This is a genomic window from Shigella dysenteriae (assembly GCF_022354085.1).
Classification (GTDB): domain Bacteria; phylum Pseudomonadota; class Gammaproteobacteria; order Enterobacterales; family Enterobacteriaceae; genus Escherichia; species Escherichia coli.
Genome location: NZ_CP055055.1, coordinates 3,103,251 through 3,126,055 on the forward strand (window position 1 = coordinate 3,103,251; position 22,805 = coordinate 3,126,055).

Consider the following 22,805-nt stretch of genomic DNA (forward strand, 5'->3'; position numbering starts at 1 on the left):
TAAAAGGAAATCCGTTGCAGATGATTGTGCGCATACTGCTGCTGTTTATCGCTCTGTTCACCTTTGGTGCGCAGGCGCAGGCTATCAAGGAAAGCTATGCCTTTGCCGTGCTGGGCGAACCCCGGTACGCGTTTAATTTCAACCATTTTGATTATGTGAACCCCGCCGCGCCAAAAGGTGGGCAGATAACGTTGTCAGCCCTCGGCACCTTCGATAATTTCAACCGCTATGCACTGCGCGGCAACCCGGGCGCACGCACCGAGCAGCTGTACGACACGCTATTTACGACTTCCGATGACGAACCAGGCAGTTATTACCCGCTGATTGCTGAAAGCGCACGCTATGCTGACGATTATTCCTGGGTGGAGGTCGCTATTAATCCGCGCGCCCGTTTTCATGATGATTCGCCCATTACTGCCCGCGATGTAGAGTTTACTTTTCAAAAATTTATGACCGAAGGCGTGCCGCAATTTCGTCTGGTCTACAAAGGCACCACCGTCAAAGCCATTGCGCCGTTAACCGTGCGCATTGAGTTAGCTAAACCCGGCAAAGAAGATATGTTGAGTCTGTTTTCGCTGCCGGTATTTCCAGAAAAGTACTGGAAGGATCACAAACTTAGCGATCCGCTCGCCACGCCTCCGCTTGCCAGTGGTCCGTACCGAATTACGTCCTGGAAAATGGGGCAAAATATTGTCTATTCCCGCGTGAAAGATTACTGGGCAGCAAACTTACCGGTAAACCGTGGACGCTGGAATTTCGACACCATTCGCTACGATTATTACCTCGATGATAATGTCGCCTTTGAAGCGTTTAAAGCAGGTGCTTTTGATTTGCGTATGGAAAACGACGCTAAAAACTGGGCCACGCGTTATACCGGTAAAAATTTCGATAAAAAATACATCATCAAAGATGAGCAAAAGAACGAATCAGCCCAGGATACGCGCTGGCTGGCGTTTAATATCCAACGTCCGGTATTCAGCGATCGCCGGGTCCGGGAAGCAATCACCCTCGCCTTTGACTTTGAATGGATGAACAAGGCGTTGTTTTACAATGCCTGGAGTCGCACGAACAGTTATTTTCAGAATACCGAATACGCGGCCAGAAATTACCCCGACGCCGCGGAGCTGGTGCTTCTGGCACCAATGAAAAAAGATCTACCGTCAGAAGTCTTCACACAAATCTACCAGCCGCCGGTATCTAAAGGCGATGGCTACGATCGTGACAACCTGTTAAAAGCCGACAAACTTCTCAACGAAGCGGGCTGGGTGCTGAAGGGTCAGCAACGCGTTAATGCCACAACGGGTCAGCCGCTCAGCTTTGAATTATTGCTTCCTGCAAGCAGCAATAGTCAGTGGGTATTGCCGTTCCAGCACAGCCTGCAACGGCTGGGTATCAACATGGACATTCGCAAGGTGGATAACTCGCAAATCACCAACCGCATGCGCAGTCGCGACTATGACATGATGCCGCGCGTATGGCGGGCGATGCCGTGGCCCAGTTCCGATTTACAGATTTCCTGGTCATCGGAATATATCAATTCCACTTATAATGCCCCCGGCGTGCAAAGCCCGGTTATCGACTCGCTGATCAACCAAATTATTGCCGCGCAGGGAAATAAAGAAAAATTACTGCCGTTAGGGCGAGCACTGGATCGCGTATTAACGTGGAATTATTACATGCTGCCAATGTGGTACATGGCGGAAGACCGTCTCGCCTGGTGGGATAAATTCTCCCAACCCGCTGTACGCCCTGTTTACAGCCTGGGTATCGATACCTGGTGGTATGACATTAATAAAGCGGCCAAACTGCCGTCAGCCAGACAACAGGGAGAGTAGATGGGCGCTTATCTGATTCGCCGTCTGTTGCTGGTGATCCCAACGTTATGGGCGATTATCACTATCAACTTTTTCATCGTGCAAATTGCGCCTGGCGGTCCGGTCGACCAGGCCATCGCCGCCATTGAGTTTGGTAATGCCGGAGTATTACCCGGCGCAGGCGGTGAAGGTGTTCGTGCCAGCCATGCGCAAACGGGTGTCGGCAATATCAGCGACAGTAATTACCGTGGCGGACGCGGATTAGATCCAGAAGTGATCGCTGAGATCACTCATCGCTACGGTTTCGATAAGCCGCTCCACGAACGTTACTTCAAAATGCTCTGGGACTACATCCGCTTTGATTTTGGTGATAGCCTGTTTCGCAGCGCCTCGGTGCTGACGCTGATTAAAGACAGTCTGCCGGTTTCCATCACCCTCGGATTGTGGAGCACGCTGATTATCTATCTGGTGTCGATTCCGTTAGGCATTCGCAAAGCTGTTTATAATGGGAGCCGCTTTGACGTCTGGAGTAGCGCATTTATCATCATCGGCTACGCCATTCCGGCCTTTTTGTTTGCCATCCTGCTGATTGTCTTCTTCGCAGGCGGCAGCTATTTCGACCTGTTCCCTCTACGCGGCCTGGTTTCCGCTAACTTTGATTCGCTGCCGTGGTATCAGAAAATCACCGATTATCTGTGGCATATCACGCTGCCGGTGCTGGCGACGGTGATTGGTGGCTTTGCGGCGCTGACTATGCTGACAAAAAACTCATTCCTTGATGAAGTGCGCAAGCAATACGTGGTGACCGCGCGTGCGAAAGGGGTAAGTGAAAAAAATATTCTCTGGAAACATGTGTTCCGCAACGCCATGCTGCTGGTGATTGCCGGTTTTCCGGCGACGTTTATCAGCATGTTTTTTACCGGCTCGCTGCTGATTGAGGTGATGTTTTCACTCAATGGTCTTGGCTTACTGGGCTACGAAGCGACCGTCTCGCGCGATTATCCTGTAATGTTTGGTACCTTGTATATTTTCACCCTGATTGGCCTGCTGCTGAATATTGTCAGTGATATCAGCTATACGCTGGTCGATCCGCGTATAGATTTTGAGGGACGTTAATGTCGCGACTCAGCCCCGTCAATCAGGCCCGTTGGGCGCGTTTTCGCCATAACCGTCGCGGCTACTGGTCGTTATGGATTTTCCTCGTTTTGTTTGGTTTGAGTTTGTGTTCTGAACTTATCGCCAACGATAAACCGTTGCTGGTACGTTATGACGGCAGTTGGTATTTCCCGTTGTTGAAAAACTACAGCGAAAGCGATTTTGGCGGCCCGCTGGCAAGTCAGGCTGATTATCAGGACCCGTGGCTGAAACAACGGCTGGAAAATAACGGCTGGGTACTGTGGGCACCGATTCGCTTTGGTGCTACCAGTATCAACTTTGCTACCGATAAGCCCTTCCCTTCTCCACCCTCCCGGCAAAACTGGCTGGGAACGGATGCCAACGGCGGCGATGTGCTGGCACGCATTCTCTATGGCACGCGGATCTCGGTTCTGTTTGGCCTGATGCTGACTCTCTGTTCCAGCGTGATGGGCGTGCTGGCGGGGGCGCTACAAGGCTATTACGGCGGTAAGGTCGATCTCTGGGGGCAGCGCTTTATTGAAGTATGGTCGGGGATGCCGACGCTGTTTTTGATTATTTTACTTTCCAGCGTCGTACAGCCTAACTTCTGGTGGCTGCTGGCAATTACTGTCTTGTTTGGCTGGATGAGTCTGGTCGGCGTGGTGCGGGCGGAGTTTTTACGTACCCGTAATTTCGACTACATTCGTGCGGCGCAGGCGCTTGGCGTCAGCGATCGCAGTATCATCCTGCGTCATATGTTGCCTAATGCCATGGTCGCGACCCTCACCTTTTTACCGTTTATTTTATGTAGTTCGATCACCACCCTGACCTCACTCGATTTCCTCGGCTTCGGTCTGCCGCTCGGTTCACCGTCACTCGGTGAACTGCTGTTACAAGGGAAAAATAACCTTCAGGCTCCGTGGCTTGGGATCACCGCCTTCTTGTCGGTGGCGATATTATTGTCTTTGCTGATCTTTATTGGTGAAGCCGTCCGCGACGCATTTGATCCTAATAAGGCGGTGTAGTATGACGCAAACTCTGTTAGCGATTGAAAATTTGTCGGTGGGTTTTCGCCATCAGCAAACCGTACGTACAGTAGTCAATGATGTTTCACTACAGATTGAGGCTGGCGAAACGCTGGCGCTGGTGGGTGAGTCAGGTTCAGGCAAAAGCGTTACCGCGCTGTCAATTTTACGCCTGCTCCCATCCCCGCCGGTTGAATATCTCTCCGGCGATATTCGTTTTCATGGCGAATCGCTGCTTCATGCCAGCGATCAAACGTTGCGCGGTGTACGCGGTAATAAGATCGCCATGATTTTTCAAGAGCCGATGGTGTCGTTAAATCCATTGCATACCCTGGAAAAACAGCTTTATGAAGTGCTTTCACTCCACCGCGGGATGCGTCGGGAAGCGGCTCGTGGCGAAATTCTTAACTGCCTTGATCGCGTTGGTATCCGCCAGGCGGCAAAACGGCTGACAGATTATCCGCATCAGCTCTCCGGCGGCGAACGCCAGCGGGTGATGATTGCGATGGCGCTGTTAACGCGACCGGAATTATTAATTGCCGATGAACCGACCACCGCACTGGACGTCTCTGTCCAGGCGCAGATTTTACAGCTGTTGCGCGAACTGCAAGGCGAGCTGAATATGGGCATGCTGTTTATTACTCATAACCTCAGCATTGTCAGAAAACTGGCCCACCGCGTGGCAGTAATGCAAAACGGTCGCTGTGTCGAGCAAAATAACGCCGCTACGCTATTTGCCTCACCCACTCATCCTTACACACAAAAGCTACTCAACAGTGAACCGTCAGGCGACCCGGTGCCATTGCCAGAACCTGCCTCAACGTTGCTGGATGTTGAACAGCTTCAGGTTGCCTTCCCCATTCGCAAAGGGATTTTGAAGCGCATTGTGGATCATAATGTGGTGGTGAAAAACATCAGTTTTACGCTGCGAGCGGGTGAAACACTGGGTTTAGTGGGCGAGTCCGGTTCCGGGAAAAGCACGACGGGACTGGCGCTGCTGCGACTGATTAATTCTCAGGGCTGCATCATCTTTGACGGTCAGCCACTGCAAAATTTAAATCGCCGCCAGCTGTTACCTATTCGTCATCGCATTCAGGTGGTATTTCAGGATCCAAACTCCTCGCTCAACCCACGACTCAACGTTTTGCAGATTATTGAGGAAGGCTTACGGGTTCACCAGCCGACGCTTTCTGCCGCACAACGCGAACAACAAGTGATAGCCGTGATGCATGAAGTGGGATTAGATCCTGAAACACGCCACCGTTATCCGGCGGAGTTCTCTGGTGGTCAGCGACAACGTATTGCGATTGCCAGGGCATTAATTCTTAAGCCCTCGCTGATCATACTTGATGAACCGACATCATCACTCGACAAAACGGTACAGGCGCAAATATTGACGCTATTGAAATCATTGCAACAAAAGCATCAACTGGCCTATTTGTTTATCAGCCATGATTTGCACGTTGTCCGCGCGTTATGTCATCAGGTTATCGTACTGCGACAAGGGGAAGTAGTGGAACAAGGACCGTGCGCGCGCGTGTTTGCCACACCGCAGCAGGAGTATACGCGTCAGCTACTGGCGTTGAGCTGACGCTTAAAAAGGATTGTAGTTTGAAAAGGGTTCGGCAATTGCCACACCAAAATTTTTCAATCGGCATGTTGCAGCAAACTCGTCCTGGCGATTTACAAACAGGCACGGCTCACCTTCACACTCCAGCACCGAACATGGAACTTCGATGTCGCTTAACGCCTGGCTTAGTTTATACATCACCGACCATGCATTATCACCATCCGGGCTAAGCAATTTAAGCGCCACCAGGCTGTTGTCACCGCACGGTCCATTTTGCGGAATCGGTTCAACCTTCGAACCTGCGAAACCAGCAGACCAGCGATAGTTCTGCGGCAGTCGATGGACGATTGAGAGTTGTAATGAAGTCACTTATTTTCCCCGGAAGCACATTTACTTCACAATTTATTTACATCAATTTTAACACATCATCAACAATCCGTCTTTATACAGATCGTAAAGATTGATGCCTCGCCTGCGTGGCCTCTATGGCTCTGATTTAAGTAATATCTGCGGGCGTGGTCACGTTTGCGGGGCTATATGTACCCGTTTCTGCGATCTAACTCAACCTTTTTAACTACAATGATGTGACTTTTTACATAAATTGATTTTACATAAAATAAACATATATCGGGGGAATGATAGATTTGTGGTTGACATGCATCAACAAAGGAAGCCTTTTAGCTTCCTCGTTGTGCAATAGATCACCGTTTTTTCGGCCGACTGGCGTACAGACAGAAGAGAATGGAGCTGGTTGCGCAGAATGCAATTGACCAAATCATCGGCCATGCAGAGTTAAAGGTCGCAAGAGAAAGCAATGCGCCAACAATTGCCCCTATGCCAAAACGGAAGGTTCCTGCCAGCGAAGATGCCGTTCCCGCCATATGGGGAAACTCATCAAGAATGACCGCCATCGCATTGGATGACACCATCGACACGCAGCCCACAAACGCCGCAACGCCAACCACCAGCGACCAGAATCCCAGCCCCAGCAGCGCACTGATGACCATCCACGCCGCCATAATAAATTGTATCCACAACCCCGAGCGGAACATATTTAACGCGCCAATACGGCGGACGAAGCGGCTATTAAAGATGGTCATCACGAACAGGAAAACAATGTTTAGTGCAAAGTAATAACCAAAGTTTTCCGGCGCGACGTGGTTAATTTCAATGTAGACAAACGGTCCGGCGCTTAAGAACGAGAACATCCCGGCAAAGCTGAAACCACTGGCCAGCATATAACTCAGGACACGCTTATGACGGAACAGCGCCGCAAAGTTACCAATAGTGGTACGAATGTGAAAAGGCTGGCGACGCTCCGGTGGTAAGGTTTCTTTGATCAGAAAGAAGATCATTGCCGAAGCCAGAATCGCCGCCACGGCGAGGATCCAGAAGATGTAATGCCAGCTCAGCCACACCAGCACCCAGCCGCCAACTATCGGTGCCAGCAGCGGTGCAATGGTTGTCACCAGCATGACAAACGACATCATCCGCGAGAACTCTTCTTTCGGGTAAATATCGCGCATCAGGGCGTTAATGACCACGCTGGCCGCAGCCGCAGCCAGCCCGTGGAAGAAACGCATCACAATCAGCTGATCGATGGTGTTTGCCAACGCACACGCCACCGCGGCGGCGGCAAACACCAGCGTACCGCCGAGCACCACCGGCTTACGCCCGAAGCTGTCTGCCATCGGCCCGTAGATTAACTGCCCCAACGCAAAGCCCAGAATATAAGTACTGAGGGTCATCTGCGTACTGCCCGCCGGTACGCCAAACTGCGCTGAAATTACCGGTAGCGCGGGCAGATACATATCAATCGACAGCGGCATCAACATGGCCAGCAGGCCAAGGATAAAAACAATAGCAAACGACGAATGCTGTCGGGTGGTCACAACGGGCTCCTGAAAGTCATTGAAAAGTTAGACGACGCTGGCAATTTCTTCTTCAGTTAACGGACGATATTCACCGGGGGCTAAATCAGCATCCAGCGTAATACCGCCAATACGTTCACGATGCAGCTCAACCACGTGGTTACCCACGGCGGCGAACATGCGTTTCACCTGATGATAACGCCCTTCGCTAATGGTCAGACGAACCTGCGTTGGGGTAATCACTTCCAGCACCGCAGGCTTAGTGAGATCTTTTTCGTTATGCAGCTGCACGCCTTTAGCAAATTGCTCTGCCGTATCGTCAGCTACAGGTGATTCCAGTGTCACCAGATAGGTCTTCTCGCAATGATGGCGCGGAGAAGTAATGCGGTGCGACCACTGACCATCATCAGTCATCAGCACCAGACCGGTGGTATCGATATCCAGACGTCCTGCGGCGTGCAGTTTCCAGGCTACCGGTTCATCCAGAAAATAGAGCACCGTTGGGTGATCAGGGTCGTCCGTGGAGCAAACATAGCCCTGAGGCTTATTGAGCATGAAGTAACGTGGACCATGTTGCTGCGCCAGCGGGTTGCCATCGTAAGCGACATCATGTTCAGGAAGCAGTTTGAACGCTGCATTACGAACAATTTCGCCATCGACGGTGACACGATTGCCGCGGATTTCACGCCCGGCAATAGCACGGCTAACGCCGAGTTGCTGTGCGATAAATTTATCAAGTCGCATGTGTGTGATTTTGCCTGTAAAAACGGAGGTCGGGCATTGACCCGAAAATCTGAACTGTTGTCTGCCCAGTATAGCGGTCTAATAACATCCCTCAAGGGAAAAAGATCCATGGCATACTATTAGCAGAATAATCTACCTACGCGAGACCATGATTTTTACACTCCGCCCATATCAGCAAGAAGCCGTGGATGCCACGCTCAACCATTTTCGTCGTCATAAAACCCCTGCCGTTATCGTGCTGCCCACCGGCGCAGGTAAAAGCCTGGTGATTGCCGAACTGGCACGGCTGGCGCGTGGTCGTGTTCTGGTGCTGGCACACGTCAAAGAACTGGTGGCGCAAAACCATGCAAAGTATCAGGCGCTGGGGCTGGAAGCCGATATTTTTGCCGCTGGGTTAAAGCGCAAAGAGAGCCACGGTAAAGTGGTATTTGGCAGCGTGCAGTCGGTCGCTCGTAATCTTGATGCCTTTCAGGGTGAATTTTCGCTGTTGATTGTCGATGAATGCCACCGTATTGGTGACGATGAAGAGAGCCAGTATCAGCAAATCCTCACTCACCTGACTAAAGTGAATCCCCACTTACGCCTGCTGGGGCTGACTGCCACGCCTTTTCGATTGGGCAAAGGCTGGATCTACCAGTTCCATTATCACGGCATGGTACGCGGCGATGAGAAAGCCCTTTTCCGTGACTGCATTTATGAGCTGCCGCTGCGTTATATGATTAAACACGGCTATCTGACGCCGCCAGAACGACTGGATATGCCAGTAGTGCAATACGATTTCAGCCGCTTGCAGGCACAGAGTAACGGGCTGTTCAGCGAAGCTGATCTCAACCGTGAGCTGAAAAAACAGCAACGCATTACGCCACATATCATCAGCCAGATCATGGAGTTCGCCGAAAAGCGCAAAGGGGTAATGATTTTCGCCGCCACCGTTGAACACGCAAAAGAGATTGTGGGATTACTGCCTGCCGAAGATGCTGCACTGATTACTGGCGACACCCCCGGCGCTGAGCGCGATGTGTTAATTGAAGATTTTAAAGCCCAGCGTTTTCGCTATCTGGTCAACGTCGCAGTACTGACCACCGGATTTGACGCCCCGCACGTCGATCTTATCGCCATTCTGCGCCCTACCGAATCAGTGAGTCTTTACCAACAAATTGTCGGGCGCGGTCTGCGTCTCGCTCCGGGCAAGACTGATTGTTTAATTCTTGATTATGCGGGTAATCCTCACGATCTCTACGCGCCGGAAGTTGGTACACCGAAAGGCAAAAGTGACAACGTTCCGGTACAGGTTTTCTGCCCTGCGTGCGGTTTTGCCAACACCTTTTGGGGGAAAACGACCGCCGACGGGACATTGATTGAACACTTTGGTCGCCGCTGTCAGGGATGGTTTGAAGATGACGACGGTCATCGCGAACAGTGTGACTTCCGTTTCCGTTTTAAAAATTGCCCGCAATGTAACGCAGAAAATGATATTGCCGCTCGCCGCTGCCGCGAATGTGACACGGTACTGGTTGATCCGGATGATATGTTAAAAGCGGCGCTACGACTGAAAGATGCGCTGGTATTACGCTGTAGCGGCATGTCTTTGCAGCATGGGCACGACGAGAAAGGCGAATGGTTGAAAATCACCTATTACGATGAAGACGGTGCGGATGTGAGTGAGCGTTTCCGTCTGCAAACGCCCGCCCAGCGAACTGCCTTCGAGCAGCTTTTTATCCGCCCGCATACGCGCACACCGGGCATCCCTCTGCGCTGGATCACCGCCGCCGATATCCTCGCCCAGCAAGCCTTATTGCGACACCCGGATTTTGTCGTTGCCCGCATGAAAGGTCAGTACTGGCAAGTGCGTGAAAAAGTGTTCGATTACGAAGGTCGTTTTCGTCGGGCGCACGAATTACGCGGTTAATGGTAGTTTTGATTGATGTATAAGGCGATTGAGTATAGAATCTCGCCCGCTTTTGCATACGCAAAGCAGATCACTTACCTGTTGCTGGGTCGCCTGTAGCAGGATTAATTTAAGAGAGAAAGAAATGTTTACTATCAACGCAGAAGTACGTAAAGAGCAGGGTAAGGGTGCGAGCCGCCGCCTGCGTGCCGCTAACAAGTTCCCGGCAATCATCTACGGTGGCAAAGAAGCGCCGCTGGCTATCGAGCTGGATCACGACAAAGTCATGAACATGCAAGCTAAAGCTGAATTCTACAGCGAAGTTCTGACCATCGTTGTTGACGGTAAAGAAATCAAAGTTAAAGCTCAGGACGTACAGCGTCACCCGTACAAACCGAAGCTGCAGCACATCGACTTCGTTCGCGCTTAATTGCTGAATAAGTTGTAAAAAACCCCGCTCCGGCGGGGTTTTTTGTATCTGCAGATTATGCCTGATTACGGTATTGCTATTTTTTGCAGGCCAGATAAGGCGTTCACGCCGCATCTGGCATTCAGAACACAAAACCGATTAATTGCCGCCAGACGTCCGGCGCTGCAATTGGTCGCGCAAATTCGGCGGCGTGCCTTTAATGGTCAAGGTATCGGTTGCTGGATCCCAGAAGATGCGTTCACCTAACAGCATCGCATCAAAGTTAATAGTCAAGCCACCGCCGCTACCGGCAAACTTCGTCAACTGACGCAGTGTGCTACGGTCTGCCGGGAAGCTCTCTTCCAGTTCGTAGCCTTTTTCAGCCGCAAACTCCGTGAAGCTCACTTCGCTTACGCCTGCCAGCTCTTTCGACAGCGATTCCAGTTCGATCTCTTCGCCTGCCTGCAGCTGCTCATTACAGTAGCTATAAACCTGCTGGCGCACGTTCTGTCGCTCTGCTTTATCCAGTTGTGCTTCGGCAGTGAAATCATCAACCGCTTGCAACAGCCCACGGTTTTGCGCTTTCGCGTTTAAACCTTCGCTGGCCCCGAGGAAATCCATAAAGAAATCCGCCACTTTGCGCCCTACTCTCCCTTTCAGGAAAGTGAGATAGCGGGTGGACTCTGGATTGGTTTCCCATTCGGTTAAATCGATACGCGCAACAATATCCGCATGATTGATATCAAGATAATGGGTTGGGTTGATGTCGAGATTTTCGTTAACGCGCATACTGCTCAGGTTGCTCAGGACTGCCACCAGCAGATACTCCACCGCCAGATAACGGTAGTGGCAAAACAGCACGAATCCACCGTCAGCAAAAGGATATTTCGCTAATTCGTCACGCAGGCGACCGGTTGCCGCGCGGCTAAATGCCAGAAAGTCCTCTTCGCCCTGACGCTGTAAGCGCAGCGTCTGCGCCAGTTCACTCTCTTCGCTAAACAAGCCGTAAGCTTTATTTTTGGCGCTATAGACCCGATGCAGTTCTGCCACCATCTCAACGACGGTTTCTGTCGGTTCCAGCAATGAATCGCGCAACACCAGCTCAAGGTTCTGCTCATCACGCTTGATAAGCTGGTGCAGAGCAATCTGGTTGATATCCAGACTCATGATAAACTCTCCTTTAAGACCGGGCGGTATTCAACCACCGCCGGTTAAGCGACGCAATAAAAGATGGCGGTCATTTTACAGAAGGCAGCGTAACGAGAATGATTTAACGCATAAAAAAGCAGAAAAAAAACCGTTGCTACGGTAATATGTTGCCCTTTCATCAACTAACTGATTTCGATTTATGCCACAAATTTCCCGCTACAGTGATGAACAGGTTGAACAATTGCTCGCAGAGCTGCTCAACGTACTGGAAAAACATAAGGCTCCGACCGACCTTTCCCTGATGGTGTTAGGCAACATGGTCACTAACCTTATCAACACCAGCATTGCCCCGGCCCAACGCCAGGCAATTGCCAACTCTTTTGCCCGCGCCTTACAGTCCTCTATCAACGAAGACAAAGCGCACTAAGGGAAACAGATAACAGGTTATGGTAACTCATCGTCAGCGCTACCGTGAAAAAGTCTCCCAGATGGTCAGTTGGGGGCACTGGTTTGCACTGTTCAATATTCTGCTTTCGCTCGTCATTGGCAGCCGTTACCTGTTTATCGCCGACTGGCCGACCACGCTTGCTGGTCGCATTTATTCCTACGTAAGCATTATCGGCCATTTCAGCTTCCTGGTGTTCGCCACCTACTTGCTGATCCTCTTCCCGCTGACCTTTATCGTCGGCTCCCAGAGGCTGATGAGATTTTTGTCCGTCATTCTGGCAACGGCGGGAATGACGCTATTACTGATCGATAGCGAAGTCTTTACTCGTTTCCATCTCCATCTTAATCCCATCGTCTGGCAACTGGTTATCAACCCAGACGAAAATGAGATGGCGCGCGACTGGCAGCTGATGTTCATCAGCGTGCCGGTTATTTTATTGCTTGAACTGGTGTTTGCGACGTGGAGCTGGCAAAAGCTGCGCAGCCTGACGCGTCGTCGACGCTTCGCGCGCCCGCTGGCCGCATTCTTATTTATCGCCTTTATCGCCTCGCATGTGGTGTATATCTGGGCCGATGCCAACTTCTATCGCCCTATCACCATGCAGCGCGCTAACCTGCCGCTTTCGTACCCGATGACGGCGCGACGTTTTCTTGAGAAGCATGGCCTGCTTGATGCGCAGGAGTATCAACGCCGTCTTATTGAGCAAGGTAATCCAGACGCCGTTTCCGTTCAGTATCCGTTAAGCGAACTGCGCTATCGCGATATGGGCACCGGGCAGAATGTGCTGTTGATTACTGTCGATGGCCTGAACTACTCACGCTTCGAGAAGCAGATGCCTGCGCTGGCAGGTTTTGCTGAGCAAAATATTTCGTTCACGCGCCATATGAGCTCCGGCAACACTACAGACAACGGCATCTTTGGCCTGTTCTATGGCATCTCGCCAAGCTATATGGACGGCATTCTGTCGACCCGTACGCCTGCGGCATTAATTACTGCGCTTAATCAGCAAGGCTATCAGCTGGGGTTATTCTCATCAGATGGCTTTACCAGCCCGCTGTATCGCCAGGCATTGTTGTCAGATTTCTCGATGCCGAGCGTACGCACCCAATCCGACGAGCAGACCGCCACGCAGTGGATCAACTGGCTGGGACGCTACGCACAAGAAGATAACCGCTGGTTCTCGTGGGTCTCTTTCAATGGTACTAACATTGACGACAGCAATCAGCAGGCATTTGCACGGAAATATAGCCGGGCGGCAGGCAATGTCGATGACCAGATCAACCGCGTGCTCAATGCACTGCGTGATTCTGGCAAACTGGACAATACGGTGGTGATTATCACTGCCGGTCGGGGTATTCCACTGAGCGAAGAGGAAGAAACCTTTGACTGGTCCCACGGTCATCTGCAGGTGCCATTAGTGATTCACTGGCCAGGCACGCCGGCGCAGCGTATTAATGCGCTGACTGATCATACCGATCTGATGACGACGCTGATGCAACGCCTGCTACATGTCAGCACACCTGCCAGCGAATATTCGCAAGGTCAGGATTTGTTCAACCCTCAACGCCGTCATTACTGGGTTACCGCAGCGGATAACGATACGCTGGCAATTACCACCCCGAAAAAGACGCTGGTGCTGAACAATAACGGTAAATACCGCACTTACAACTTACGTGGTGAAAGAGTGAAAGATGAAAAACCACAGTTAAGTTTGTTATTGCAAGTGCTGACAGACGAGAAGCGTTTTATCGCTAACTGATTAATTATAAATCAGTTAGCGAAATATCTTACTTGCAATCGGTGTGGAAAACGGTAGTATTAACAGCCACGAGTCGGCACGTAGCGCAGCCTGGTAGCGCACCGTCATGGGGTGTCGGGGGTCGGAGGTTCAAATCCTCTCGTGCCGACCAAAAATCCCAAGAAAAAACCAACCTTTACGGTTGGTTTTTTTTATATCTGCATTTAATTCGATAAACAGACCGCGACACATCACGGCCTGTTTATTTTCTGTTATCAGAACGTCCAGACCACTCCCGCCTGAGTATTCCACGGCGATTCTACCCCTGCGCCATTGCCATAACTGACTGACAAATGACCGCTTAACGTCGGGGTAAACGATGACCTTATCCCAGCCTGATAAACGCCACGGGTTCCAGCCACATCATTATTAAATTTGCCATCGTCATTAACTTTCACCTGGTTAGAATCGGCGTATTCCTGACGTACGGCGGCTTTCAGCCAGGGTTCCAGCGTCGTACCGTTTTGCAGGTCCATGTGATAGCTTACCGCCGTTCCCGCTTCAGCGCGTAATATCCGGGTATTTCCCACATCAGCGCGCATGCCGTTTGATAACGTGTAGTCCTGACCATCTGTGGTAAAGCCGGTAAAGGCCAGATAGGGTCTAACACTCCACAATCCGTCAACCCAACGGAACCCGCTCTCAACATGAGCACCCGCGCCGTTACTATTGTAATCGCCAAACGCTGTTGCCCCATTACTCATCTTGCCATGGATGGTGTTGGCAAAACGGTCAACTTTCACCACCCCATCAACATAGGCACCGTTCTGATGCTCCCAACCGGCATAAGCCCCCAGGGTATAGCTATCGATATTACCTTTTCCGCCGCGATCAAAACCAATATCAGAATGAGAGTAACCAAAGAACAAGCCGCGAATTGTACTGCTTTCTTCACGGGAGAAACGGCTATCGATACCGAGCGTCAGGCCCGTCAATGTTTGCTCAAAACCAGCTCCCGCATCAGTGGTCACGTTGTTGCGGGTGTTAATTGCCGAACTCCACATCGCCGTATCGTAACTAACGCCTTTTACGCTACCAAGACGCTCACGCACGGTGTCCAGTTCTGCATCAAATACCAGCGGTTGTGCGGCCGCCATATTCAGCACATCAGTGGTTGAAGGGGTAATTTGCGTGCGATTCTCTGCCAGACTCCAGCTATGGTTGCCATTATCCAGCAAGGTATATTCATACGTACCGATATCAACAACGCCTCCGGCATTGCCCAACGTAAATGCAGCATCACCGCCGCCCGTTGTTACCAGTGTAAGGCTATCTCCTGCTGCCGGGCTGGCACCGGTGTCCGTCACGAATATTTTGAAATCACCTGTTGCCTGACCGGTGACGTTGAGCTGATCGCTCTGATGATTAGCCATATCGGTACGCATATAAAAATTGCCGTTTCCCGACAGGGTATTGGTGGTCAACGTAATGAAATTTTCCGCACTTGCCGTCACAGATGAACGAGTCACTGGCTCATCCATCATAATCACATTTGCGCCAGACATCGCAAGGTTGGCTAAATTGAGGCGGGTGTTTTGGTTCGTCGTAGTGATATCGGCAATGATGGTCCATGCGCTATTTTCGAGCGAAACGTCCGCTTTGCTGGTATCCACGGCACCATGCGTTCTAAAAGAAGCGCCCTCAGAAACCACTACCTTACCCACCAACATTGCGGGTGCATAATTTATTTGCGGCTTCATGACCTCAAGAATGCCATCATTCCCTCTGACTGAAACGTTAACCATTGTGCCAGCCCAGACGTTAGCGCGGCCATTGTTGATAACCATATTTTCAGAGATGGCTTTTGAGGAATACGTGATACTTCCATTCTGATCTGATCGACCGAGATCATATACCGCATTTGCCTGCACTCTCGTACCAGTATCCTTTCCCAGCGATTGCATAGTGGCATGCTCATCGAGGATAGTGTCAATGGCCTGCGTGTCCTCCATAACAATAAGCCCGGAACCATCATCCAGTTCATAATTTTTTGACACACCATCTTTTATACTAAATTGGCCTTTACTGTTTGTACCACTCACTTCCAGCGCATTCGTTGAGACAATTAATTTTCCGCCTGCTTTTTTATCAACGCCAGTTGCAGTCCCGCCATCCATAACCTCCAGTAAGCCGCCACTATCCACAGTGGTATTATAAGCGAAGTCATTTTCTTCAACTCGCAAACTTCCGCCGTTTTCCAACAGCATATTGTTAGCAATACCATTCTTGATTTCGAACTGACCGAGACGGTTTGTTCCGAATACCTCCATGACCCGCGTGGTTGCTTTAATAGCACCGCCTGCTTTCTGATCTACCGCAAATGCTAATCCCCCGTCTTTAACCTCCAGTAATCCTCCCTTTTCGATAGCGGCAAAGACGGCAATCCCATCTTTTTCAACAATTAAGCGCCCGCCTTTAATCGTGGGATCATTCGCCGCGCCATAAACCTGTAGCACACCATTATTGAGGGTAGTCTGGTTTGCCGCGCCACCCATTTGAACAATTTGATAACCATCATTTAATACTGAGTATTCTGCGGTGCCATTCATTTCAATGTACTGATACCCGCCGTTAATTTCAGTATTACTACTTATACCAAATTCTTTAATATGCTGTTCTCCGCCAGAATTGATTTTCGTATTATTGGCGGTCCCATAAACCAGCTGGATATCTTTTTCCAGGACAACACCATCAACTGTCTCACCATACTCAACTGTTGATGCCAATGCTATGGGTGAATATAACGCTGTAGCCACCAGAACAGATATTGCGGAACGACAAAGAGAAACAGAACCAGATTGATGCATTGAGCTTTCATCCTATGAAATTAATTGCTGTTAAAAGCATTGGGTAGAGAAAATACCCATAGCTCCATACCCGGAGTCAGTTTTTAAAAACTGTTTAAAGAAATGCACAAGTATTGTGATTGATTTTTTAGTTGTTTTTCTTGATGAGAAGCTGATGCAAAATTCCGTCTTTATAATGAAAATGATGCCAAAGCGAACGACAAGGTTGTAGTTTTCACTACATGTCCATACATAAAATGGGGTAACATTCACGCGCCTGGTAGCGTTACCAACGCTACGCTCAAACATAATGATTCTAATAAAACCTCAGGAGACTACTATGCCTGAAGCAACGCCTTTTCAGGTGATGATTGTGGATGATCATCCACTTATGCGACGCGGTGTTCGTCAGTTACTGGAGCTTGATCCTGGCTTTGAAGTGGTCGCCGAAGCGGGCGACGGCGCGAGCGCGATCGATCTGGCGAATAGACTGGATATCGACGTGATCTTGCTGGATCTCAATATGAAAGGTATGAGTGGCCTGGATACCCTCAATGCCTTGCGCAGGGATGGCGTTACCGCGCAAATTATTATCCTGACCGTATCAGATGCCTCCAGCGATGTCTTTGCACTGATAGACGCAGGCGCAGACGGTTATCTGTTGAAAGACAGCGACCCGGAAGTATTGCTGGAAGCAATTCGTGCTGGAGCGAAAGGCAGCAAAGTCTTTAGCGAACGCGTCAATCAGTACTTACGTGAACGTGAAATGTTTGGCGCGGAAGAAGATCCCTTCAGCGTGCTGACGGAGCGCGAGCTGGATGTTCTGCACGAGCTGGCACAGGGGCTGTCAAATAAACAGATTGCCTCGGTGTTGAATATTTCAGAGCAGACAGTAAAAGTACATATTCGCAATCTGCTGCGCAAACTCAATGTCCGCTCACGCGTGGCAGCCACCATTCTGTTCCTGCAACAACGCGGGGCACAATAAAAATAGCCCGATGGATTTATCATCGGGCTGAGATTTATGACAAACGCAAAACTGCCTGATGCGCTACGCTTATCAGGCCTACGCGGATCGATCAATTTATTGAATTCACACGATTGTGTAGGCCGGATAAGGCGTTCACGCCGCATCCGGCATAAATTAAGCGCACTTTGTCATCAGTCTGGCCTGATGGAATCACCATCGGGCCACTTTTTATTTACTCTCCTGCGGCGACAAATGTTGCATCGCCTGCGCGATACTACGTTCAATCACCGCACGGCGAGTATCGTTGGCAGGTAAGAGTTTCAACATCATCTCCCACGCGGCAACGGCTTCGCCAAATCGCTGCTGCTCAAAGGCATTAAACGCATACATGCTTAACACACGAATATTGCTATGGTCCGTTCTCACCAACTGGCGCAGCAGTTCGCCGCCGAGGCGGTTGTCGTTGGGATCAGATGAACGTGTCAACGCTTCAGCATAACCCAGTGCGGCATCGCTGTTTTTCGGATCGAGGCGATACGCAGTAGCGTATGCATCGGTGGCGATACTGGCGTTACCCAGCGCCATGCCAACGCGACCCAACATAATCCAACCTTCTATATCTCCCGGATTTTTTTGCAGTTGAGTACGCATCCCCAGCGCAAGACGCGACATCTCTTCTTCGTTGAGCGGATCGGCTTTCGGATCCAGCGCCCTGTCCAGCAACGCCGGAGCCTGTGCCGTGGCCTGCTGCCAGATTTTCACCTGCTGATAATTGCCAGTCTGGTAGTAGCTGACGCCAGCCACAATTAACGCCACCACAATACCCGGCAGATAAACAACATATCCGGCACGCTTACCTTCCGGCACGCTTTGTTCAGGAAACGCTTCCGGCACCACGCGTACCCGACGCCGCGAGCGGGCGTATATGACCCAACCGCCAATGCCAATAGCCACTACTGGCAGCACCCACAGCAGCACGGTCAGCGGCGTTAACGGCGGATCGTAAGTGACGAAGTTGCCGTAACGTGCCACCATATAATCGACAATCTCTTTTTTACTTTTACCTTCCTGCATCAGTTCATACACTTTCTGACGCAGGTCGGTGGCAATCATCGAGTTGGAATCGGCAATGCTGTTGTTCTGGCATTTCGGGCAGCGCAGTTCTTCAGTGAGCTGACGGAACTGTTGTTCCTGTGCTTCATCTTTAAACTGCAACACATCGATGGTCGCCAGCGCTGAGCCGGAGATCATCAGCATCAGCACGCCCAATAAAAACCTCATTGCGCGGCCTCCTTACTGTATTTCTCCCACAGCGGCTTGATCTCTTCTTCCCAGACGCGAGGATTCAGATCGCCCGCATGGCGATAGCGAATGATGCCGTTGCCGTCAATAAGGAACGTTTCCGGCGCGCCATAGACACCGAGATCCAGCCCTAACATGCCGTCGCCATCAAACAGGCTTAGCGCGTAAGGATTGCCCAGCTCTTTCAGCCAGCTGATTGCCTTCTGGCGATCGTCTTTATAGTTCATGCCAACCACGCGGATACCCTGCGCAGAAAGCTGATTCAGATATTGATGTTCCGCACGGCAGGTCGGACACCAGGTCGCCCAGACGTTAAGCAGCACCGGTTTGCCCTGAGTCAGCACATCCGCCTGATAAAACTGCCCCGGATTGTCCAGTGATTCGAGGCGAAACTTCGGCACCGGCTTGCCAATGAGCGCCGATTCCAGATTGGTCGGATCATCCCCTTCGGCATTACGCGCCAGCTGCCACAGCAGCGCCGCGGCAATCGCCAGGAAGATAATCAACGGAATTAACAATACTTTGCGCTTCATACAGCCTCCGGCGCAGTTTTTTGCGGGCTCACGCGCTTACGATAGCGAGGATCAAACAGACACAGCAGTCCGCCCAACGCCATCATCAGCCCGCCCGCCCAAATCCAGCGAACAAATGGTTTGTAGTAAAGACGCACAGCCCACGCGCCGTTTTCCAGCTCTTCACCGAGCGCGGCGTACAGGTCACGCGTGATGCCGCCGTCAATTGCCGCTTCGGTCATCATCGACCCGGCAGTGTTGTAATAACGTTTTTCCGCATACAGCACCGTTTCCGGTTTACCCTCTCGCGTTACGCCGATAGTCGCCACACCGCCGCGCCAGTTCGGGCCAGTCACCTCTTTGACGTCACGGAAGGTGAAGCGATATTCATGAATATCGACGCTATCGCCGGACTTCATGCGCACATCACGCTCAACGCTATAATTCTGGCTAAAGGCAATGCCAACAATTGTCACTGCCAGCCCCAGGTGAGCCGCCACCATCCCCCAATAACTGAAGGTGGTTTTCGTGCCGCGTGAAATACGTAGCGCAGCTTCCGCAATTGCCAGCACCGCAATCCAGCAGGCCATTGCCAGGCCGAGCACCGTCATCGCCACCACTTTGCTTTCGAACAGCCACGGCAACAGCAGAGACAGCACCAGCGTAGAGATAAAGGCGAAAATCAATAAATTGCGGATCTTACGTGGGCGATCGCGCCCCCAGCGCACCAGAGGACCGACACCAAGCAGTAGCGCAAACGGCACCATCAGCCACGTAAACATGGTGTTGAAGAACGGTTCGCCAATCGAAATACTGCCCAGTCCCAGTTGCTTGTGCACCAGCGGCAGCAGCGTCCCCAGCAACACCACCAGCATCGCGGCGACCAGCAAAACGTTGTTCGCTAACAGCAAAGATTCCCGCGACCACAGCGCATTGTTTACGCGTGAGCGAACTTTGTGTCCACGCGCGGCAAACAGCAGCAGCGAACCGCCAATCACCAGCACCATAAAGGCGAGGATAAACATACCGCGCGCCGGATCAGACGCAAACGCGTGTACCGATACCAGCACGCCGGAACGCACGAGGAAAGTCCCCAACAGACACAACGAGAAGGCACTGATAGCCAGCAGTAATGTCCACGCTTTGAAGCTGGCGCGTTGTTCAGTGACCGCCAGTGAGTGCATCAGCGCAGTCCCCACCAGCCACGGCATAAACGAGGCGTTTTCTACCGGATCCCAGAACCACCAGCCACCCCAGCCGAGTTCGTAATAGGCCCATGCGGAACCGAGCACGATGCCGAGCGTCAGGAAGATCCACGCTGCCAGTGTCCACGGACGAGTAAAACGCGCATAAGTGCTGTCCAGACGCCCGCTCAGCAAAGAAGCAATGGCAAAAGCAAACGCCACCGAGAAACCCACGTACCCCATATAGAGCAGAGGCGGATGGAAGATCAGCCCCGGATCCTGTAACAGCGGGTTAAGATCGCGCCCTTCAATCGGGAAGTTCGGCAGCGTGCGTGAGAATGGGTTAGAGGTAAAGAGAATGAACAGCAAAAAGCCGACGCTGACCATCCCCATTATCGCCAGTACGCGGGCCACAATATCCAGCGGAATACGCTGACTAAAAATCGCCACCGCAAAGGTCCAGCCGCTCATCAGCAGCACCCACAGCAGCAGTGAGCCTTCATGTGCGCCCCAGGTAGCCGCCACGCGATACCACACCGGAAGCTTGGTATTGGAGTTGCTGGCAACATAGGTGACGGTAAAGTCGTTGACCACGAAAGCATTGACCAGCACCAGAAATGCGCCAGCCACAGACATAAACAGCAGCCAGGCAAACAAGCGGGAAGACGCCATCATGCGCGCATCTCCGCGCGCCACGCCCCATAGCGGATACACGGACAGCAGCAGCGCAATCCCTAACGCCAGGCACAGCAGCCCGTTTCCAATTTCCGGCATCATGATGCTGGGTCCTTATAAACACTCGCCGGGCGACGGTGGTTAGCTTCCATCGCTTTCTCAACTTCTGGCGGCGTGTAGTTTTCGTCGTGTTTCGCCAGCACTTCTTTCGCGAGGATATGATTGCCTTTTTCCAGCTCGCCCTGCACCACAACGCCCTGCCCTTCACGGAACAGATCCGGCAAAATGCCTTCGTAAGAGACATCCACTGAGCCTTCAGCGTCGTAAATGGTGAAGGTCACTTTCAGCGAATTGGGATCGCGCTGCACACTACCCGGCATCACCATCCCGCCAACGCGCAGACGCTGACCGACTTCCGGCATTTGCTGAGTTTCACGCTTGCCGTAGAGAATTTCCCCCGGCGTATAAAAGAGATCGATATTCGAGCGCAGCGCATATAGCACCAGACCGATAGTCAGCGCCAGCCCTGCCAACACGGCACAGGCAATCCACAAGCGGTTTTTACGGCGAATATTCATGCAGCCTCCTGCTGTTGCGCAGCACGTAAACGCGCCTCACGCGCCCGCTGTTGCGCCACGCCACGCAGAATTGCGCGATGTTGCATCACCGAGTGCACGACCAAAACCACCAGCGGAATAACGGTCATCACCACCGCCAGCCAGACAAAAAAGGCGTAACCGCCCATTGCGAAAAATTCATTCCAGGAAGCAAATGCAGGGGTCATTTACGGCCTCTTTTCAGTATCAGTTCACTCACCCACGGACGGCGTTTTTCCATCAGCAAAATCAAATTACGCATCCGCATCAGCGTCAGCGTGGCAGACAGGAGCAGGAAGCCAAAAATCGACCAGCGCAGCGGCAAACGCATCGCTGGATCGATACTTTGCTGCATCCGCGTTGATCCCTGATGCAGGGTGTTCCACCACTCCACGGAGTAATGAATAATCGGCAGATTCACCACGCCAATCAGCACCAGGATACCTGCCGCACGGCCCGCCAGACGGCGGTCATCGAAGGCGTGCCACAGGGCAATGACACCCACATACAGAAACAGCAGCACCAGTTCAGAAGTCAGACGTGCATCCCATACCCACCAGGTGCCCCACATCGGTTTTCCCCATGCAGAGCCGGTAACCAGGGCAATAAAGGTAAACACGGCACCAATGGGGGCCATCGCCGCCACCGCCAGGTTGGCCATTTTCATCTGCCAGACAAGGCCAATAAACGCTGCCACCGCCATTGATGCATAAATGCCCATCGACCAGATCGCCGCAGGTACATGCAAGTAGATAATGCGGTAGCTATTTCCCTGCTGATAATCAGCCGGAGCAAAGCCGAATCCCCAGATCCAGCCAACGGTAAGCACGACCACACTGGCAATTGCCAGCCACGGTATAAACCAGCCACAGATTTGATACAGCCGTGGTGGGATCGCCAGTTGATGCAGTGTTTTCCACATAGTTTCGATACCAGACTCGAACAAAA

The 22,805-nt window shown here is 51.6% G+C and carries 20 protein-coding genes and 1 tRNA gene; 10 read left to right on the plus strand and 11 right to left on the minus strand.

What is annotated here, in order from left to right; all coding sequences use genetic code 11:
* Positions 1–20 precede the first annotated feature (20 nt).
* The 4 genes from HUZ68_RS14930 to yejF are packed head-to-tail and all read left to right on the plus strand — an operon-like array spanning position 21 to position 5,546.
* A complete protein-coding gene (locus HUZ68_RS14930) occupies positions 21–1,835 on the plus strand; it encodes an extracellular solute-binding protein (protein WP_077039663.1) in 1,815 nt (604 codons plus the stop codon).
* A complete protein-coding gene (locus HUZ68_RS14935) occupies positions 1,836–2,930 on the plus strand; it encodes a microcin C ABC transporter permease YejB (protein WP_000501611.1) in 1,095 nt (364 codons plus the stop codon).
* Positions 2,930–3,955 (plus strand): ABC transporter permease, encoded by a 1,026-nt coding sequence (locus tag HUZ68_RS14940; protein ID WP_000088916.1) that lies wholly within the window; start codon positions 2,930–2,932, stop codon positions 3,953–3,955. The genes HUZ68_RS14935 and HUZ68_RS14940 overlap by 1 nt, the downstream gene beginning before the upstream one ends.
* Before the next feature lies 1 nt (position 3,956).
* Positions 3,957–5,546 carry a microcin C ABC transporter ATP-binding protein YejF gene (yejF, locus tag HUZ68_RS14945; RefSeq protein WP_097489608.1) on the plus strand — a complete coding sequence of 530 codons (1,590 nt, stop codon included), beginning with the start codon at positions 3,957–3,959 and terminating at the stop codon, positions 5,544–5,546.
* A 3-nt stretch (positions 5,547–5,549) separates the two neighbouring features.
* On the opposite strand, the gene HUZ68_RS14950 is transcribed toward yejF, so the two are convergent.
* The 3 genes from HUZ68_RS14950 to rsuA form a co-directional block, all read right to left on the minus strand.
* Positions 5,550–5,894, minus strand: coding sequence for a YejG family protein (locus HUZ68_RS14950; protein WP_000202798.1), 345 nt, complete (start codon positions 5,892–5,894; stop codon positions 5,550–5,552).
* Positions 5,895–6,226: 332 nt separating this feature from the next.
* A complete protein-coding gene (gene bcr, locus HUZ68_RS14955) occupies positions 6,227–7,417 on the minus strand; it encodes a multidrug efflux MFS transporter Bcr (RefSeq protein ID WP_097489606.1) in 1,191 nt (396 codons plus the stop codon).
* Between the two features lie 27 nt (positions 7,418–7,444).
* On the minus strand, positions 7,445–8,140 hold the full coding sequence (gene rsuA / locus HUZ68_RS14960; RefSeq protein ID WP_001234850.1) for a 16S rRNA pseudouridine(516) synthase RsuA: 696 nt from the start codon (positions 8,138–8,140) through the stop codon (positions 7,445–7,447).
* Positions 8,141–8,288: 148 nt separating this feature from the next.
* Here rsuA and radD point away from each other — a divergent pair, with 148 nt between their 5' ends.
* A complete protein-coding gene (gene radD / locus HUZ68_RS14965) occupies positions 8,289–10,049 on the plus strand; it encodes a DNA repair helicase RadD (RefSeq protein ID WP_000578079.1) in 1,761 nt (586 codons plus the stop codon).
* Positions 10,050–10,173: 124 nt separating this feature from the next.
* Positions 10,174–10,458 (plus strand): 50S ribosomal protein L25, encoded by a 285-nt coding sequence (gene rplY / locus HUZ68_RS14970; RefSeq protein WP_000494183.1) that lies wholly within the window; start codon positions 10,174–10,176, stop codon positions 10,456–10,458.
* A gap of 138 nt (positions 10,459–10,596) precedes the next feature.
* Here the strand turns inward: rplY and yejK are convergent, their stop codons facing one another.
* On the minus strand, positions 10,597–11,604 hold the full coding sequence (gene yejK / locus HUZ68_RS14975; protein ID WP_000050789.1) for a nucleoid-associated protein YejK: 1,008 nt from the start codon (positions 11,602–11,604) through the stop codon (positions 10,597–10,599).
* A 181-nt stretch (positions 11,605–11,785) separates the two neighbouring features.
* On the opposite strand from yejK, the gene HUZ68_RS14980 reads away from it, so the two are divergent.
* The 3 genes from HUZ68_RS14980 (at position 11,786) to HUZ68_RS14990 (ending at position 13,944) form a co-directional block, all read left to right on the plus strand.
* A complete protein-coding gene (locus tag HUZ68_RS14980) occupies positions 11,786–12,013 on the plus strand; it encodes a YejL family protein (RefSeq protein WP_001135667.1) in 228 nt (75 codons plus the stop codon).
* A gap of 19 nt (positions 12,014–12,032) precedes the next feature.
* Positions 12,033–13,793 carry an LPS biosynthesis-modulating metalloenzyme YejM gene (yejM, locus tag HUZ68_RS14985; protein WP_000256203.1) on the plus strand — a complete coding sequence of 587 codons (1,761 nt, stop codon included), beginning with the start codon at positions 12,033–12,035 and terminating at the stop codon, positions 13,791–13,793.
* A gap of 74 nt (positions 13,794–13,867) precedes the next feature.
* Positions 13,868–13,944 (plus strand) — tRNA-Pro (locus HUZ68_RS14990).
* A gap of 103 nt (positions 13,945–14,047) precedes the next feature.
* Here the strand turns inward: HUZ68_RS14990 and yejO are convergent.
* Positions 14,048–16,639: an autotransporter YejO gene (gene yejO / locus HUZ68_RS14995; RefSeq protein ID WP_123007771.1), complete on the minus strand. Its 2,592-nt coding sequence runs from the start codon at positions 16,637–16,639 to the stop codon at positions 14,048–14,050.
* A 319-nt stretch (positions 16,640–16,958) separates the two neighbouring features.
* Here yejO and narP point away from each other — a divergent pair, with 319 nt between their 5' ends.
* On the plus strand, positions 16,959–17,606 hold the full coding sequence (gene narP / locus HUZ68_RS15000) for a nitrate/nitrite response regulator protein NarP (RefSeq protein ID WP_001113637.1): 648 nt from the start codon (positions 16,959–16,961) through the stop codon (positions 17,604–17,606).
* A gap of 210 nt (positions 17,607–17,816) precedes the next feature.
* Here narP and ccmH read toward each other — a convergent pair whose 3' ends face one another.
* From ccmH to ccmC, 6 genes are read right to left on the minus strand one after another with little or no spacing between them, the layout of a single operon-like run.
* Entirely contained in the window at positions 17,817–18,869 is a 1,053-nt protein-coding gene (gene ccmH, locus HUZ68_RS15005) for a cytochrome c-type biogenesis thiol:disulfide oxidoreductase CcmH (protein WP_001211575.1), read from the minus strand.
* On the minus strand, positions 18,866–19,423 hold the full coding sequence (gene dsbE / locus HUZ68_RS15010) for a thiol:disulfide interchange protein DsbE (protein WP_000824439.1): 558 nt from the start codon (positions 19,421–19,423) through the stop codon (positions 18,866–18,868). The genes ccmH and dsbE overlap by 4 nt, the downstream gene beginning before the upstream one ends.
* Complete coding sequence (gene ccmF / locus HUZ68_RS15015; protein ID WP_239593918.1) at positions 19,420–21,363, minus strand: cytochrome c-type biogenesis heme lyase CcmF; 1,944 nt, start codon at positions 21,361–21,363, stop codon at positions 19,420–19,422. The genes dsbE and ccmF overlap by 4 nt, the downstream gene beginning before the upstream one ends.
* Positions 21,360–21,839 (minus strand): cytochrome c maturation protein CcmE, encoded by a 480-nt coding sequence (gene ccmE / locus HUZ68_RS15020; RefSeq protein WP_001026418.1) that lies wholly within the window; start codon positions 21,837–21,839, stop codon positions 21,360–21,362. Before ccmE ends, ccmF begins: the two co-directional genes overlap by 4 nt.
* Positions 21,836–22,045, minus strand: a complete 210-nt coding sequence (ccmD, locus tag HUZ68_RS15025; RefSeq protein WP_000186540.1) for a heme exporter protein CcmD — start codon at positions 22,043–22,045, stop codon at positions 21,836–21,838. The genes ccmE and ccmD overlap by 4 nt, the downstream gene beginning before the upstream one ends.
* Positions 22,042–22,779, minus strand: a complete 738-nt coding sequence (gene ccmC, locus HUZ68_RS15030) for a heme exporter protein CcmC (RefSeq protein ID WP_085008210.1) — start codon at positions 22,777–22,779, stop codon at positions 22,042–22,044. Before ccmC ends, ccmD begins: the two co-directional genes overlap by 4 nt.
* Positions 22,780–22,805 lie beyond the last annotated feature (26 nt).